Below are 14,428 nucleotides of genomic sequence, written 5' to 3' on the forward strand. Positions count from 1 at the left end.
CTTCAGATTTCATTACATCCTTAGCCGCTAAGAAAGTTCTTATTTTAAATAAATTCAATTAAAAAGAGCCGGACAATTTTCGACTCATCCAGAGAACTTAAAATGCGCAAATTAATGAATCGTACGTTGCTTTCGCAATGTGTCTTAGTGGCTTTAACGTCATTTGGTGCCCAGGCTGCCGTCACTCCCGCTACGCCCTGCCAGCCTGGCGTGACGTCGCAGACCTGCGGCTTATCGAAATATAAAGATAATAGTTTCTATGAAGATCCCGGCGTGACTAATGCCATTATGGCCGACGCCAACGCAAATAATATCTTTATGGATGGAAGCCGTGAATCAGGGGATACCCAATCATTAACCGTTTCTGGTACCGACATGTCCGGCCATTATATTCAGGGCAGCAACGGGGGGACGGCTAATATTACGGTGAATAACGGCGCCACCGTCGATATGATCGAAGTGGGCAATACCGGTGCGACCACCAATACGACGGTAACCATCGATGACGCCACGCTGAATGGCGAAAATGACGCCGGAAGCTACGAGGGCAAGAAAGCCTATATGATGGGTTCCGCCATTTACCTCGACCCCATGGATAAAGGTTACCACACCGTCAACGTTGAGGACGGCAGCATGCTGCACGGCAGTATTCTCAGTGCTGGAGCCGGTGCACAAAATATTGCCATCAGCAACAGCACGATGGATAAAGGCGGTATTTACGCGGGTAGCGATAAATCTGATACCAATATTACGCTGACTAACGCTTCCGTGGATGCCTCGCAGAGCGAAATCGCGCAGAACATCGACACGCTGGCGGTAAAACTGAGCGAATACAAGCCCTTCAGCGACATCAACCTGGATGCTTTTGGCGATGTCGCCATCGCGATGTACGGAACGAAGACTGATTCGCTGGCGCTGAATAACAGCACGGTCACCGGCGACATTGGGGCCTTTAACGAAAACGGCACCACGCTGATTTCACTGACCAATAACAGCGTGGTAAATGGCAATGTGACCGTCGATGGCAACTCCGCAAATTCCGTTCTGGTGGATAACAGCACCGTGAATGGCGAGATAAATACCAGCCAGAATACGGGCAATAGCACAATTACGCTGCAGAACAACACAACCGTCAACGGTGATATTACAACGGGTGCAGGTGATGATACGGTCGTGCTGACCAATGATTCACATGTCAATGGCAATGTTAACGGTGGTGACGGCAGCGATACTCTGTCAATGGATGCGGGTAGCTCCATTTCCGGACAAATAAGCCAGTTTGAAACGGTAAATACCACCAGCGATAACAGCATTGCCATTGATAAAATTAACGATGCAACCAACTGGAGTTTGCAAAACGGTTCAACCCTGATTGCCAACACCACCGGCAGCAATGCGCTGGTTACCATGAGCACCGACAGCTACGTGAATTTCGGTAATATTACCGGCGCAAATAACGCCGTGGTGGTGAACAGCATTACGCCGTCAGCGCAAAATCAGCAGGGGATAGTCCTGGGGACCTTCACCACGTCGGGCAGCAGTGCGCCGCAGAATTATGCAGCAGCCACGTTTACCAACGGCGACCAGACCGTGGAGAACCGTAGCGGCGCGTATAACTACAACAACAGTCTGAATATTGTTGCAGCCGACAGCGTGCCTCAGGCTCAGCTGACTGCAGATAATAGCCAGAGCTGGAATATTGAATTTAACAGCCAGAAGGGCAACCTTGCGAGCGACGTTCAGGGGCTGGTAGCCGGTCTGGATGCAGCGGAACAGGCCGGGCATCAGGTAGCGGATGACATCAGCAACCACATGAACCAGGTGCATCTGGCAAACCTGCTGGGAGAACAGCAGGACGGTGCGCAGGTCTGGGGCGATTTCCTTTATCAGAACGGTAATTTCAGCAACGACGTCGACTATAAAAGCATCACTCAGGGTGCGCAGGGCGGCGTAGACTGGACGGCGCATCTGGACAACGGCGACAGCGTCACCGGCGGTATCGCGCTGGCATGGACGCGCAGCCGCGTGCAGGACACCAGCAACGGTGCGGATAGCTTCAAAGACAGCGTTTACGGTAACTACTACAGCCTGTATGGCGGCTGGCAGCAGGCGCTGAACGGCCGAACCTGGGGTCTGTTTGCTGACGGCAGCTTCAGCTACGGCGATATGCGTTACTCGTTGTCTGCCAACAACGTGACGGGCGATACCAGCGGCATGACGGAAGCGCTGCACGGCTCTACCGATGGCAGTCTGTATCTGGCGCAGGCCCGCACCGGGGTGAACGTGTTGCTGCCAGGCGAAACGCTGCTGCAACCCTACGCCACTCTTGGCTGGGATCAAACCAAAGCGAACGGCTTCTCTGACAGCGAAGTCACCTTTGCCGACAGCCAGGTCTCTTCCTGGAACGGCGGCGCGGGCGTGAGGCTCACCACCACCCTTCGCGATTTGAACAAAAACGTGAAGGTGATGCCGTGGATCGACGCGCGCTTCCAGAAAGAGTTCAGCGATAACACCGACATTCAGGCGGCGGATTATCACAATACCGCCGGTCACAACAACACCATGGGCATCTTTGGGGCAGGCATCAACGCCACCATCGCCCATAACTTCACCCTGACCACCGGCGTCTATGTCGGTACTGGCGATGTGGATAACGATGCCAGCGTACAGGCGGGGATGAGCTATAGCTTCTGATAGTCGTCTGATTGCCCGGTGACCTGCGTGTACCGGGCAGTGCGGGGCTCAATGTCTGACGCATCCCGGGGAAAATTGCTGGCAGGGAGTTCTGCCATCGCTTCTCCCCGGGATTTGTGTTTTGATAAGGACAGAATGAAAACGACGTTTCAAAAAATTATCGATAAGAAAAGGAGACATCATGTCCTGGTACCCTGCCCCTGACCGCTACGAGAACATGCAGTACCGCCACTGTGGCAAGAGCGGCCTGCGCCTGCCCGCGCTGTCGCTGGGACTGTGGCACAGCTTCGGCCACGTCCAGCCTCTTGAAGCCCAGCGGACGCTGCTGCGCAAAGCCTTCGACCTCGGCATCACCCATTTCGATCTCGCCAATAACTACGGACCTCCGGCGGGTAGCGCGGAAGAGAATTTCGGCCGCCTGCTGCGGGAGGACTTTGCCGCGTACCGCGACGAGCTGGTTATCTCCACCAAGGCCGGTTACGACATGTGGCCGGGGCCATATGGTTCGGGCGGGTCACGCAAATATCTGCTCGCCAGCCTCGATCAGAGCCTGAAGCGCCTGGGCGTCGAATACGTGGATATTTTCTATTCCCACCGCGTGGATGAAAACACGCCGATGGAAGAGACAGCCTCTGCGCTGGCACAGGCTGTGCAGAGTGGGAAAGCGCTGTATGTGGGCATTTCCTCCTACTCAACCGGGCGCACGCAAAAAATGGCCGAACTGCTGCGCGAGTGGAAGATCCCCCTGCTGATCCACCAGCCGTCCTATAACCTGCTCAATCGCTGGGTCGATAAGACCGGTTTGCTGGATGCGCTGGCAGCAAACGGGACCGGGTGTATCGCCTTTACCCCGCTGGCGCAGGGGCTGCTGACCGGAAAATACCTGAACGGTATTCCTGAAGATTCTCGCATGCAGCGTGAAGGCAAGAAAGTCCGCGGTCTGAACGAAAAAATGCTGACCGAAGCCAACCTGAACAGCCTGCGTTTGCTGAGTGAGATGGCGCAGGCGCGGGGTCAGACCATGGCGCAGATGGCGTTGAGCTGGTTGCTGAAAGACGCGCGCGTGACGTCAGTGCTGATTGGCGCAAGCCGCCCGGAACAGATTGAGGAGAACGTTCGGGCGCTGGATAACCTGCACTTTACCGAGGACGAACTCAAGCGGATTGACCAGCATGTCGCGGATGGAGAGTTGAATCTGTGGCAGGCGTCGTCGGATAAATAAGGCCGCAAAGAGCAGTTCCCTCTCCCCTTTGGGGAGAGGGTTAGAGTGATGGGTAAGGTGTACTTTACTTCTTACTGATCTTATCCAGATACCCCATCACAAACGCAGACAGCACAAACGTCAGATGGATAATGACATACCACATCAGTTTGTTATCCGGCACGTTCTTCGCGTCCATAAACACGCGTAACAGGTGGATAGAAGAGATCGCCACAATCGACGCGGCCACTTTATTCTTCAGCGACGAGGCATCCATTTTGCCCAACCAGCTGAGCTTCTCTTTACGCTCGTCGATATCCAGCTGGGAGACAAAATTCTCGTAGCCGGAAAACATCACCATCACCAGCAGTCCGCCCACCAGGGTCATATCCACCAGCGACAGCAGAACCAGAATCAAATCCGCCTCGGCAATAGAAAAAATGTTCGGCAGAACGTGCAGGATTTCCTGAAAGAACTTAATCGTCAGCGCGATAAGCGCCAGCGAAAGGCCAAAATAGACGGGGGCCAGTATCCAGCGAGAGGCGTACATGGCGTTTTCAAAAAAGCGTTCCATAAAGTCCTGTTTGCAAAAGAAACCAGCGCCCAGTATATCCCAATGGCGCTGACTGTTTGCAATAACTCACCAGTCTGGTGACTCAGACGTTGTCGGGGTTAACTTCCGGACGGGCATACTCCGGCCAGACCAGCACCACCAGCTCCGGGTAGGCTTCCAGGCTGAACTCACGAAAACACTGACGCAAATTTAATACGTCCAGATCGGAATAAGAGACCTTCTCGCCGTTAAGGCAGCGTTTTTTGATATTGTCATAATATTTATACACGGCTGAATTCAGGTCGCTGCAGCGACGCTGTGCCTCAAAAAGTCCTGGCGTGTCATTAATTTCCGACATTTTCATGCGTTTAATTGTCGCGTGTAAAAAGTCGATATATTCATGGTTCACCCGCCAGTACCAGACAGGCGTAACGGAGTTCATCAATACAGAGAAATGGTCTTCTCCTTCCTCTTTTGTCATGAGTTCCGGTTGCGGCGGTTCACTGGCGTCTTTCGACACTTTCGTTTTATTGAACTCCTGCATCAATAAAAGCACACCAGCGGTCAGTAATAGTAATGTGATGACCGTAAAAAAGATGCTGTTCATGGGTAGGCTCCATTTTTTTTGATTTTAAATTTGCCTCATGATATTGTCAACGAATCTCACGCCTTTACCAACCCCACCCTGTTGAAATTAAAGGAAATTAAAAATGCTGCCCGACTATCTCGTCCCGGCTAAGTACCACATTACGCCTGTGGAACAGCAACCGACGGAAGCAGAAAAAGAGGTCAGTTTCACTCAGGGGAAAAGAAAGCTCTCTGATTTCGAGCCTGATATATTAATTGGTGTTTCCCGCACCGGCAAATCCCGTAATATGTTGCTGGAAGAGCACGATCGCCATATTAAAGACCGCTTATTTCGCGCCATAAAAATTGAAGCCTTCGTCCACCTGCTGAACGATCTGCAGGCCGAAGGAGAAATAGATGCCCAGAAACTAAGTCAAATATTGGCCGAAAAAACCAAAGAAATTAACGAAGCGGGCAATGAAATTTGGCTTAACTTAATTACGCGCGAAAAAAACAACCCAATTTTTTATAGCCTGGGGGAGGATTAACGTGAAGGAAGTTAAAAACAACGACGTTTATTTGACTTTAGATGATAAGAAAAGTGATGAATTTATCTTAAAGCAAAATCTCGATGCGCTGCGAAACACAAAAAATGACGAGATGACGCGTATTACCCAGGACCTGGTATCGATCCCGGCAACGCTGGTGCGGCTGAAATGGCAGAATCGCCGTGAAATTTATCCGCTACAGGTCAAAGAAGAAATTTACGGTGCCGTGATGAACGCCATCATGCAACAGCGGCCAGAGCTGAAAGAGAAGCTTCTGGGTCGCCTCGAGGCCAATTACCAGTATCTGCTTGCCAGAGAAATCGCCACTCTGCGCCTGACGCGCAAACTGTCAGACGGTGAGTACCGTACCTCAAACGTCACCTGCGTTGCGCTTGATGAGGACGCGCTGGCGTCTGGCGCCAGCGCCCCTTCCGAACCGCAACGCTAATTAAATCTGAATACGGCAATCGCCTCTTTTAACTGCCCCGTCTGCTGCCGCTGCGCTTCAGCCACCTGCAGCGTTTGCGCTACGTGACGCACGTTCTCCTGCACGCTGGCATCGATGCTGGCAATACTGTCGTTCATCTGCGCAATGCTCGCCCGCTGCTGCTCGCTCATCTGCGACAGCTCCTCCAGAAGCGAGCGGAGCCCTTCAATGCTCTCAATGATCGACTTCATTGTCATACCGGCCTGCTCAACCTGCTCGACGCCCTGTAGCGTGGTTGCCTGCGATGCGGTCAGCAGCTGGCGAATGTCTTTTGCAGCCCCCTCGCTGCGCTGGGCCAGCACGCGCACTTCCGAGGCAACTACCGCGAAGCCTTTGCCATGTTCCCCCGCTCTGGCAGCCTCGACCGAGGCGTTGAGCGACAGGATATTGGTCTGGAACGCAATCCCGTCGATCAGCTCCAGAATGGCGTAAATGCGCTGCGACTCCTCGCGAATGTGCTCCATCGCCGCAATCGCCTGCCGTACGTTATGGCCTCCCTGCTCCGCCACGTTACTGGTACTGAATGCCACCTCCCGAACCTGGCGGGCTTTTTCACTGGTCAGGGTGGCGACAGCCCTCAGTTGTTCCATCGCACTGGCTGCCGTCGCCAGCGAACTTGCCTGGTGATCGGTACGTTCCGACAGCGCGCTGTTGCGTTGTCCTAACGCGCGGGATGCCTCCAGCAGTTGCCCAATATTGGCGCTGACCTGCTCAAGCGTGGCGCGCATGGTGCCCAGCGTCAGGCTGAACGTGCGGGCAAAGGGAGACTCTGCGGGTGACGCATCGACGGCCAGCGTGAGGTACCCCGGTTCGCGGTTGATCACCCCCGCCAGCCTTGCCACCTCGCTCGCCGAGCGGGCGTCCTGCTCCATACGAATCGCCAACAGAACCAGGATCGCGGTCTGGACCACCACAAACAGCCCGTGGAAAACCACCATATGAAAGCCGGTGTGCATGAACACCACGACGCCGTACAGGTCGTTTTCCTGCAGATAGTTGAACACCAGGTGATGTAATGCGATGACCGCCGCCCCCATCACCAGCGGGCGCCAGTCTCGCCAGGCAAGGAGCGCGGAAAGCAGGACGAAAACCGAGAAATGGTATTCGGTTTCACCTTCGCCCAGATGAATCAGCAGCGCGGAAAATGCCATTAGCACAAACGCAGAGCTCAGGCGGAGTAACAGCGCGCCGGGGAACACCATCGTCAGCAGCGTCGATAAACAGGCCAGTGAAGTGCCGACAATCGCCCCCTGCATGATGTTTTCGTTGATATAGCCCACGCCCAGCGAGATGGCCCACAGCGACCAGATGAGCACCAGTATTAGCCTGTCGGCGCGTCGTCGAATGGCAGAAAGCGAAAACAGATCGTTTTGAGGCGCGTGCGGATACAGCCATGTCATCGTAGCCATAGGGAGTCTCTTGCTGTGCAGGTGAAAAGATCCTTCGAAGAAGGACTGTTTTTATTATCTTTTTTAAGCGTAGTGGGGATATTCCACGACGCCATTTCAGCAAAAGATATATTTTAATGGCGCAGCCGAATACTGATATTTACTTAACTATCAATACATTATTAACGTTGGCTTTATTGATAAAGAAATATGAAGAATGGGGATATACAGCAGAAAATAATAACGATGTTGCGTGGCAGAAAACAAAAAAGCTGGCTTTCGCCAGCTTTCGTTCTATTTTTTGGCCGCTTTCTCTTCGCCGACCAGCCCAATCTTCAGGTAACCCGCCTGATGCAGCGTGTCCATTACCTTCATCATGGTTTCATAATCTACGGTTTTATCCGCACGGAAGAAGACCGTAGTGTCTTTCTTACCGCCGGTAAGCTGATCCAGCGCCGGGATGACAGAGTCGGCCGTTACCGGGTCATTGCCAAGGAACATGGATTTATCGGCCTTCACGGACAGATAGACAGGCTTTTCCGGACGCGGCTGCGGCTGGCTCGACGAGGCCGGCAGATTCACCTTCACGTCGACCGTGGCCAGCGGCGCGGCCACCATGAAGATAATCAGCAGAACCAGCATGACGTCGATAAACGGCGTCACGTTGATCTCATGCATTTCGCCGTTATCGTCCAGATTTTCGTTTAGACGCATCGCCATAATATCAACCCACGCGCAGTTTGGACGCCGCGTGCACCGGCTTAACGGCGCTGGCATTCAGGTCGAGATCGCGACTCTGCAGCAGCAGTACCTGCGCGGCAACGTCACCGAGCGTCGCTTTGTAGCTGCCAATCATACGCGCGAAGATGTTATAGATAACCACCGCCGGAATCGCCGCGACCAGACCAATCGCCGTCGCCAGCAGCGCTTCTGCGATACCCGGGGCCACAACCGCCAGGTTGGTGGTTTGAGTCTGCGCGATACCGATAAAGCTGTTCATGATGCCCCAGACCGTACCGAACAGACCGATAAACGGTGAGATCGCGCCGATCGTCGCCAGATAACCATTGCCGCGCCCCATGTGTCGGCCAACGGCCGCCACGCGACGCTCCAGACGGAAACCGGTACGTTCTTTGATGCCTTCGTTATCTTCACTGCCCGCGGAGAGTTCCAGCTCGTTCTGTGCTTCATTCACCAGCAGGGTAGTCAGGCTTTTCGCGTGGAAGGATGAGGTCATATCTGAAGCCTGATCCAGAGAGCGGGCTTCTGCCAGCTGTTGCTGTTCCCGCTTGAGGCGACGCTTCTGCGAAAGCAACTCGGCGCTCTTGCTGAAGAAGATAGCCCAGGTGACAACGGACGCCAGAATCAGGCCGATCATCACAATCTTAACCACGATGTCAGCATGCTGATACATGCCCCAAACGGAGAGATCCGCCTGCATCAAATTATTACCCACTCTGTATCTCCAGGACGCAAATCACAAAATCTGAACGTAATAATATCAAAACGTCGTCGAATTGATAGTAGTTCTCATTAGTATTTGCATAGTGCCGCAATTTTCGTTCACTTTCCTTGCGCTTACGCAGTAAAAATTTCTTATGCGGTTTTTTGCTAATATTTTCTGCTTATTCGATAAGCCTGCGGGTGCAGTTTTTTCCAATCGTGGTAGTCTGGACGTCCAGACGTATAAAAACAGGGTTAGCGAATATGACAACGAAGCATCTTGATACCACGCTGGTACAGGCAGGACGCAGCAAAAAATATACCCAGGGATCGGTTAACAGCGTGATTCAACGCGCCTCCTCGCTGGTATTTGACACCGTTGAGGAGAAAAAAATCGCCACGCGCAACCGCGCAAAAGGCGGGCTGTTTTATGGCCGTCGCGGCACGCTAACCCATTTTTCTCTGCAGGAAGCGATGTGCGAGCTGGAAGGCGGCGCAGGCTGCGCGCTGTTCCCGTGCGGGGCGGCGGCGGTCGCCAATACCATTCTGGCGTTTGTAGAACAGGGCGATCATATCCTGATGACCAACACCGCCTATGAACCCAGCCAGGACTTCTGTACCAAAATCCTCAGCAAGCTCGGCGTGACGACCGGCTGGTTCGACCCGCTGATTGGTGAAGGTATTGCCGAACTTATTCAGCCAAACACGCGCATTGTGTTCCTAGAATCGCCGGGGTCACTTACCATGGAAGTCCACGACGTGCCGGCTATCGTGAAGGCCGTGCGCAGTAAAGCGCCAGAGGCGATCGTTATGATCGACAACACCTGGGCGGCAGGCGTGCTGTTCAAAGCGCTGGACTTCGATATTGATATTTCGATTCAGGCGGCGACGAAGTACCTGATTGGCCACTCTGACGGGATGATTGGCACGGCGGTCTCCAACGCGCGCTGCTGGGATCAGCTGCGTGAAAATGCCTACCTGATGGGCCAGATGGTGGATGCCGACACGGCCTACATGACCAGCCGCGGACTTCGCACGCTGGGCGTTCGCCTGCGTCAGCACCATGAAAGCAGCCTGACGGTGGCCGAATGGCTGGCGCAGCATCCGCAGGTTGAGCGCGTGAATCATCCCGCGCTACCCGGCAGTAAAGGCCATGAATTCTGGCAGCGTGACTTTACAGGCAGCAGCGGGTTGTTCTCGTTCGTGCTGAAAAAACGGCTGAATAATGACGAGCTGGCAAGCTATCTGGATAATTTTACCCTCTTCAGCATGGCCTACTCGTGGGGCGGTTTTGAATCCCTGATCCTGGCTAACCAGCCGGAACAGATTGCGGCCCTGCGCCCCGGTGGCGACGTGGACTTCAGCGGTACCCTGATTCGACTGCATATCGGTTTAGAAAATGTTGACGATCTGATTGCGGATTTAGCAGCAGGGTTCGAGCGTATCGTGTAGAGTGCTGGCTGAAAATGTACTCCCTGGACGCTTTTGTGGACACCGCAAGCGGAAAAGTCTGCATGAGTTGCGCCCGGGATCAAACCCGACGGGCGAATAAGGGAGTACAATAGCGCTATATCTGCTGTTCCACAGGAAAGTCCATGGCTGTTATTCAAGATATTATCGCGGCGCTCTGGCACCACGATTTTGCCGCGCTGGCGGATCCTCACGTCGTCGGTATCGTCTATTTCGTGATGTTCGCAACTCTGTTTCTGGAAAATGGATTACTGCCAGCCTCGTTTTTACCCGGTGACAGCCTGCTTTTACTTGCCGGGGCGTTAATCGGTAAAGGCGTCATGGACTTCACACCAACGATGGTTATCCTGACCTCCGCTGCCAGCCTGGGCTGCTGGCTGAGCTATCTGCAGGGCCGCTGGCTGGGGAACACGCGCGTCGTCAAAAGCTGGCTGGCGCAGCTGCCGCATAAATATCATCAGCGCGCGACCTGCATGTTTGACCGGCACGGCCTGCTGGCGCTGCTGGCCGGACGTTTCCTCGCGTTCGTTCGCACCCTTCTGCCGACGATGGCGGGCATTTCCGGTCTGTCGAACCGCCGCTTCCAGTTCTTCAACTGGCTGAGCGCCCTGCTGTGGGTTGGCGTGGTCACAACGCTCGGCTACGCGCTGAATATGATCCCCTTCGTGAAACACCACGAAGATCAGGTAATGACCTTCCTGATGGTGCTGCCGATGTTCCTGCTGGTGGCGGGTCTGGTGGGAACCATCGCGGTGGTGATTAAGAAGAAGTACTGCAGCGCATAATTCAATAAAGCCGGGTGGCGCTATCGCTTACCCGGCCTACGTTTTTCGTCAGACTCCCTGCATCGTTCTTATACGTGACGCATCCTCTCCCGGCGTGACGCCGAAATAGCGCTTAAACTCCCGACTGAACTGCGAGGCACTTTCATAGCCCACCCGCATCGCCGCCGCGCTGGCCTTCATGCCGTCGTGGATCATCAGCATCCGCGCCTTATGCAGCCGGTAGGTTTTGAGGTACTGCAGCGGCGAGGTGCTGGTTACCGATTTAAAGTTATGGTGAAACGCCGAGACGCTCATGTTCGCTTCCGCCGCCAGCTGGTCGACGCTGAGGTTCTCAGTGTACTGGCTTTCGATACGCTTGAGCACGCGGCTTATCAGGCTGAAGTGGGTCTGTCGGCTCACCAGGGCGAGTAACGCGCCACCGCCCGGGCCCAGCAGCACGTGGTAGAGAATCTCGCGGACGATCTGCTTGCCCAGAATGCGCGCGTCCAGCGGCCTCTCCATCACATCCAGCAGACGCTCAATGGCGCAGAGGATCTCTTCCGACAGCGTCGCCGAGTTAATCCCGCTTGAGGCCATCGAAGGCTGGAAGAGTTCATCTTCGCCAATCTCCATCAGCAGCTCCTGCAGTTGAAGGATGTCGACATTGACACGAATACCCGCCAGCGGAACCGCCTCTGTCGCGAAGGTTTCACATTCAAAGGGTAAAGGTACCGTCAGAAGCAGATATTCATTGGTGTCGTAGCGGAACACGCGCTCGTTGATATAGCCAATTTTATGGCCTGAGAAGAGAAAAACGATGCCCGGCTGGTACATGACCGGCGTGCGCGTCCCCGGCTGCGTGCCATAGAGCAGGCGAATGTCCGGCAGCAGCTCGCTGGCACGATTTTCATTATCTATCAATCTCTTAATCTGCACAGTGAGCTGCTGGCAGATAGCCTCACGGTTCATCTTGCGTTACTCCGGGTGCGGTTTTCGACGTTGACAGTGTGCGTTGTTTTCCGCGCTTTCTCCAGCGCTCTGTAGAAATGGGCAAGACATCGGCAGGAATGTGCATTGAGGGCGTAGCCCCGGATCGCCACAATGAGCAGCATCAGGTCGCCCTCTGCGCACCACGGTTTTTCACCCACTAAAGGGAACGAGCAATGAACAACTTTAATCTCCACACCCCAACCCGCATTCTGTTTGGTAAAGACGCTATCGCTGACCTGCGCGCACAGATCCCTGCTGACGCCCGCGTGCTGATCACCTACGGTGGCGGCAGCGTGAAAAAAACCGGCGTGCTGGATCAGGTTTACAGCGCGCTGGACGGTCTGGACGTGCGTGAGTTCGGCGGCATTGAGCCAAACCCGTCCTACGAAACGCTGATGAATGCGGTAAAAATCGCCCGTGAAGAAAACATCACCTTCCTGCTGGCAGTCGGCGGCGGCTCCGTGCTGGACGGTACCAAATTCATCGCCGCTGCGGCTCACTACGCTGACGGCATCGATCCGTGGCACATCCTGGAAACCCGCGGCAGCGACATCAAAAGCGCCATCCCGATGGGATCCGTGCTGACCCTGCCAGCGACGGGTTCTGAATCCAATAAGGGCGCGGTGATCTCCCGTAAAACCACCGGTGACAAGCAGGCCTTCATGAACGAACACGTTCAGCCAGTGTTCGCCATTCTGGATCCGGTTTACACCTACACCCTGCCAGCGCGTCAGGTGGCGAACGGCGTGGTCGATGCCTTTGTACATACCGTTGAGCAGTACGTCACGTATCCGGTGAATGCCAAAATTCAGGATCGCTTCGCGGAAGGCATTCTGCTGACGCTCGTCGAAGAGGGTCCGAAAGCGCTGAAAGAGCCGGAAAACTACGACGTTCGCGCCAACGTGATGTGGGCGGCTACACAGGCGCTGAATGGCCTGATCGGCGCTGGCGTGCCGCAGGACTGGGCGACCCACATGCTGGGCCACGAGCTGACGGCGATGCACGGTCTGGATCATGCGCAAACGCTGGCCGTTGTGCTGCCTGCACTGTGGAACGAAAAACGCGACACCAAACGCGCCAAGCTGCTGCAGTACGCCGAGCGCGTGTGGAACATTACCGAGGGTTCTGACGACGCGCGCATTGATGCTGCCATCGAAGCAACCCGCAGCTTCTTTGAAGGTCTGGGCGTGCCAACGCGTCTGTCTGGCTACGGCCTGGACGGCAGCTCCATCCCTGCCCTGCTGGCGAAACTTGAAGAGCACGGCATGACCCATCTGGGCGAGCACGGCGACATCACGCTGGACGTCAGCCGTCGTATTTACGAGGCGGCACGCTAAGCGTTTTTGTCCCCCCGACTTTCGTTTTTTGACATTTCGTCCAGACTTAATGCACACCCCATCGCCGGAGTCTCCCTCCGGCGATGCGCACCTGAAGGAGGAAAAATGGCAAACCAAACCGTAATCAAGCTGCAGGACGGCAACGTGATGCCCCAGTTGGGGCTAGGTGTATGGAAAGCCGGTAACGACGAGGTCGTCTCCGCCATTCATAAAGCCCTGGAGGTCGGCTACCGGTCGATTGACACCGCCGCCGCGTACAAAAACGAGGACGGCGTAGGTACCGCACTGGCCAGCGCCGGTGTCCCTCGCGATGAGTTGTTCATCACCACGAAACTGTGGAATGACGATCAAAAGCGTCCCCGCGAAGCCCTGCAGGAGAGCCTGGAGAAACTCCAGCTCGATTTCGTCGACCTGTATCTGATGCACTGGCCGGTTCCGGCCATCGACCATTACGTTGATGCCTGGAAAGGGATGATTGAACTGCAGAAAGAGGGGCTGGTGAAAAGTATCGGCGTCTGTAACTTCCAGGTTCATCACCTGCAGCGGCTGATTGACGAGACGGGCGTCGCGCCCGTCATTAACCAGATCGAGCTGCACCCGCTGCTGCAGCAGCGGCAGCTTCATGCCTGGAACGCCACGCATAAAATCCAGACCGAGTCCTGGAGTCCGCTGGCGCAGGGTGGCCAGGGCGTGTTCGATCAAAAAATTATCCGCGAACTGGCGGATAAATACGGCAAAAGCCCGGCGCAAATCGTCATTCGCTGGCATCTGGACAACGGCCTGGTGGTGATCCCGAAATCGGTCACGCCATCGCGCATCGCCGAGAACTTCGACGTCTGGGATTTCCGGCTGGACAAAGATGAGCTGGGCGAGATTGCGAAGCTGGATAAGGGCAAGCGTTTAGGACCGGACCCGGATCAGTTTGGCGGGTAATCGCGTAAAAAAGCCGGGTGGCGGCCTCGCCTTACCCGGCCTACGTGTCGACA

General features: G+C 54.9%; 14 protein-coding genes. 8 read left to right on the forward strand and 6 right to left on the reverse strand.

The features are described from left to right. Window positions 1–147 precede the first annotated feature (147 nt). Together ACMGGQ_RS17330 and ACMGGQ_RS17335 are read left to right on the forward strand one after the other, a co-directional pair. Entirely contained in the window at window positions 148–2,694 is a 2,547-nt protein-coding gene (locus ACMGGQ_RS17330) for an autotransporter domain-containing protein (protein ID WP_420290332.1), read from the forward strand. A gap of 181 nt (window positions 2,695–2,875) precedes the next feature. Beyond that, window positions 2,876–3,916, forward strand: coding sequence for an aldo/keto reductase (locus ACMGGQ_RS17335; protein ID WP_045909960.1), 1,041 nt, complete (start codon window positions 2,876–2,878; stop codon window positions 3,914–3,916). A gap of 64 nt (window positions 3,917–3,980) precedes the next feature. On the opposite strand, the gene ACMGGQ_RS17340 is transcribed toward ACMGGQ_RS17335, so the two are convergent. Then, entirely contained in the window at window positions 3,981–4,469 is a 489-nt protein-coding gene (locus ACMGGQ_RS17340; RefSeq protein WP_008499805.1) for a TIGR00645 family protein, read from the reverse strand. Between the two features lie 82 nt (window positions 4,470–4,551). Continuing rightward, on the reverse strand, window positions 4,552–5,055 hold the full coding sequence (locus tag ACMGGQ_RS17345) for an ESA_00282 family adhesion-associated protein (protein ID WP_045909961.1): 504 nt from the start codon (window positions 5,053–5,055) through the stop codon (window positions 4,552–4,554). Between the two features lie 103 nt (window positions 5,056–5,158). On the opposite strand from ACMGGQ_RS17345, the gene ACMGGQ_RS17350 reads away from it, so the two are divergent. Next, window positions 5,159–5,563, forward strand: a complete 405-nt coding sequence (locus ACMGGQ_RS17350; protein WP_008499807.1) for a hypothetical protein — start codon at window positions 5,159–5,161, stop codon at window positions 5,561–5,563. A 1-nt stretch (window position 5,564) separates the two neighbouring features. Continuing rightward, a complete protein-coding gene (locus ACMGGQ_RS17355; protein ID WP_111967471.1) occupies window positions 5,565–6,011 on the forward strand; it encodes a cytoplasmic protein in 447 nt (148 codons plus the stop codon). Here the strand turns inward: ACMGGQ_RS17355 and ACMGGQ_RS17360 are convergent. From ACMGGQ_RS17360 to exbB, 3 genes are all read right to left on the reverse strand, one after another. Continuing rightward, window positions 6,008–7,459 carry a methyl-accepting chemotaxis protein gene (locus ACMGGQ_RS17360; RefSeq protein WP_420290333.1) on the reverse strand — a complete coding sequence of 484 codons (1,452 nt, stop codon included), beginning with the start codon at window positions 7,457–7,459 and terminating at the stop codon, window positions 6,008–6,010. The genes ACMGGQ_RS17355 and ACMGGQ_RS17360 overlap by 4 nt on opposite strands. Before the next feature lie 273 nt (window positions 7,460–7,732). Continuing rightward, window positions 7,733–8,158 carry a TonB system transport protein ExbD gene (gene exbD, locus ACMGGQ_RS17365; protein ID WP_045909964.1) on the reverse strand — a complete coding sequence of 142 codons (426 nt, stop codon included), beginning with the start codon at window positions 8,156–8,158 and terminating at the stop codon, window positions 7,733–7,735. 4 nt (window positions 8,159–8,162) lie between these two features. Continuing rightward, entirely contained in the window at window positions 8,163–8,894 is a 732-nt protein-coding gene (gene exbB, locus ACMGGQ_RS17370) for a tol-pal system-associated acyl-CoA thioesterase (RefSeq protein ID WP_021242115.1), read from the reverse strand. A 251-nt stretch (window positions 8,895–9,145) separates the two neighbouring features. Here exbB and metC point away from each other — a divergent pair, with 251 nt between their 5' ends. Next, window positions 9,146–10,333, forward strand: a complete 1,188-nt coding sequence (gene metC, locus ACMGGQ_RS17375; protein WP_045909965.1) for a cystathionine beta-lyase — start codon at window positions 9,146–9,148, stop codon at window positions 10,331–10,333. A 143-nt stretch (window positions 10,334–10,476) separates the two neighbouring features. Continuing rightward, window positions 10,477–11,136 (forward strand): DedA family general envelope maintenance protein YghB, encoded by a 660-nt coding sequence (yghB, locus tag ACMGGQ_RS17380; RefSeq protein WP_024906512.1) that lies wholly within the window; start codon window positions 10,477–10,479, stop codon window positions 11,134–11,136. A 48-nt stretch (window positions 11,137–11,184) separates the two neighbouring features. Here the strand turns inward: yghB and ACMGGQ_RS17385 are convergent, their stop codons facing one another. Beyond that, a complete protein-coding gene (locus ACMGGQ_RS17385) occupies window positions 11,185–12,084 on the reverse strand; it encodes an AraC family transcriptional regulator (protein ID WP_045909966.1) in 900 nt (299 codons plus the stop codon). A gap of 194 nt (window positions 12,085–12,278) precedes the next feature. Here ACMGGQ_RS17385 and yqhD point away from each other — a divergent pair, with 194 nt between their 5' ends. After that, the gene (gene yqhD, locus ACMGGQ_RS17390; RefSeq protein ID WP_024906510.1) at window positions 12,279–13,442 is read left to right on the forward strand and encodes an alcohol dehydrogenase; all 1,164 of its coding nucleotides are present in this window, start codon (window positions 12,279–12,281) and stop codon (window positions 13,440–13,442) included. Between the two features lie 105 nt (window positions 13,443–13,547). Then, the gene (gene dkgA, locus ACMGGQ_RS17395; protein WP_045909968.1) at window positions 13,548–14,375 is read left to right on the forward strand and encodes a 2,5-didehydrogluconate reductase DkgA; all 828 of its coding nucleotides are present in this window, start codon (window positions 13,548–13,550) and stop codon (window positions 14,373–14,375) included. Window positions 14,376–14,428: the final 53 nt, after the last annotated feature.

This window comes from Enterobacter sp. BNK-13, from assembly GCF_048685015.1.
Lineage (GTDB): Bacteria > Pseudomonadota > Gammaproteobacteria > Enterobacterales > Enterobacteriaceae > Enterobacter > Enterobacter quasiroggenkampii.